This window comes from Bacillus sp. 166amftsu (assembly GCF_900107445.1).
GTDB lineage: Bacteria > Bacillota > Bacilli > Bacillales > Bacillaceae_G > Bacillus_A > Bacillus_A arachidis.
Genome location: NZ_FNQA01000060.1, coordinates 1 through 1,980 on the forward strand (window position 1 = coordinate 1; position 1,980 = coordinate 1,980).

Consider the following 1,980-nt stretch of genomic DNA (forward strand, 5'->3'; position numbering starts at 1 on the left):
ATGATTAAGGGACTTTTTTTAATTTCTACATACTTAAGGTTCCGTCACATCAACATCAAGTTAAAGCACTTTTAAAACATTAAAAAGTGCTTTTTGGGGTAGCACCAACATTTCACGGATTCCGTACGCTAAGGCTAAATCCCCTGGTATAACAAGGTTTTCGTTATAAGTACCAAAAAACGAAAGTTTAAAACAGATAGTATTCTACGCGTCGCCTTTGTTATAGAACGAATTGTTGCTATCCCAAATTTACAGAAAATTTGCTGTAATATTTTCACGAATGGAATATTTTACATTTTGGGAGGATGGAATGGAGAAAAAAACAGATTTTTCGTTGTCACTTTTGTTTTTTGGGATTAAAGGGTTTATTTCAGTTGATTCAAGATTTGTAAAAGTATCCACAGGGAACACTATATTAGGGTTTATTCCTGCTGGAAAAGATAATCAAAGCATTCCTTTGAAAAATATTAGTTCTTCAATGATTTCTTCTCAGTATAGAATAAAACCTATTATATTAGGATTGATTATTCTTCTTTTTTCCTTTAATACCATAGGAAATAACTTTGTATTCGGACTCATTTTACTATTGATTGGCATTGGTATTTTAGGTAGTGGTATGCAAAATATATTGATTATTCAAAGGGCAGGATCAGACTATATTGTTTCAGTACCATTCTTTGAAAAAACTAAACTGGAAATTATTCAAAATTGTATTGCTGAAGCATTAGCTTATGATACAGATAAAACTGATTTAAATTTATTTTTTATTAAAAAATAAAAAAGACGATAGGAAATCCTATCGTCTTTTTTGGGGATTTGAACCAATTTAAGCAAAAAATACAATAAGCCGCCCATATGGACGGCTTTATTCTTTACATAATTATCGTTATTGGAAGTTAATTATTCACCGATATAAAACAGACTTTGTGCAATACTCGTAAAAAATTCTGGTTCTTGTATAGGGGAAGCTTTTTCTATCTCTAAGTATGTTTTAAACAATTCTGATGTCTTCATTCTCCACCTTGCTATTTCTTTACCTTGATAATAAAATTTTGCCCAATCCATTGGCACTTTTTTTACTATGAGTTCACAAGATTCAGATTTAATAAGAAGCTCAGGGGATATAACTTGCCATGAAATATAACTTACTTCATATTCTTCACTCGTCAGATAGTTAATAACTTTATACGTAGGTTTTCCCAACCATTTGGTATTCTTTATACACTGATAAACTATATCTCTATCGTTGGAATAGACATCAATTTGAACGTTCCAATCAATATTCCATACATAGGTTGCCATTCTTGATAACATATTTTTGTACTTTCTTTTAAATGTGAACACTTTATTTCCAGCTTCATCTATAACATCAACTGATTTAGTAGAGTCTTTTACCTTAGGCGGTAAGTATGTATATCTCTTCATTCCAATACTTCTCCTTTATTTCTAACGAAAACAATATGGTTTTAATTGTTCTTTTACTCATTTTCGTAGTCGGAATTTATAAGAAAAGTCCTTTCTTTTTCCTTTTATTGTATCATTTTGGATAATTAATTTGTTGTGAAAAAATGGATGTATACTATATACATTTGTGGTTAACATAACGCCACATTATCAGTAGTAATCAAATTCCAGAAATCTATTCATACCAAGAGTTTTCTAGCTTTCCGTTCCTTTTCTGCATGCAAGATTTCATACATTTCTGTCACAACAGCATTTGGCAGTTCAAACCGTTCTCGTAGCTTGCATGAAATCCTGCATATTCTTAGCGTATAAAATGCCATTAGTACCCGTTATTTAACTAAAAAATTGTCTTAACATATAATTTTCTTTTTTGATATGGTGATCCCATAGGCATCAAGCTAAAATTTTATAGTACCCCCAGAACGAAATTTTGTGCTAACTTGTAACAAAAAGCTTATTTTTTCGTTTTGGAAAACAATGAAATTCTTAAGTTGATGAGCATGTATAGTGACCCCC

At 30.8% G+C, this 1,980-nt stretch carries 2 protein-coding genes; one reads left to right on the forward strand and one right to left on the reverse strand.

Going from position 1 to position 1,980, the window contains the following annotated elements:
* The first annotated feature begins 310 nt into the window (after positions 1 to 310).
* The gene (locus BLV40_RS27725; RefSeq protein WP_090695848.1) at positions 311 to 778 is read left to right on the forward strand and encodes a hypothetical protein; all 468 of its coding nucleotides are present in this window, start codon (positions 311 to 313) and stop codon (positions 776 to 778) included.
* Positions 779 to 900: 122 nt separating this feature from the next.
* Here BLV40_RS27725 and BLV40_RS27730 read toward each other — a convergent pair whose 3' ends face one another.
* Positions 901 to 1,425 (reverse strand): tubby C-terminal domain-like protein, encoded by a 525-nt coding sequence (locus tag BLV40_RS27730; protein WP_090695850.1) that lies wholly within the window; start codon positions 1,423 to 1,425, stop codon positions 901 to 903.
* Between the last annotated feature and the right edge of the window lie 555 nt (positions 1,426 to 1,980).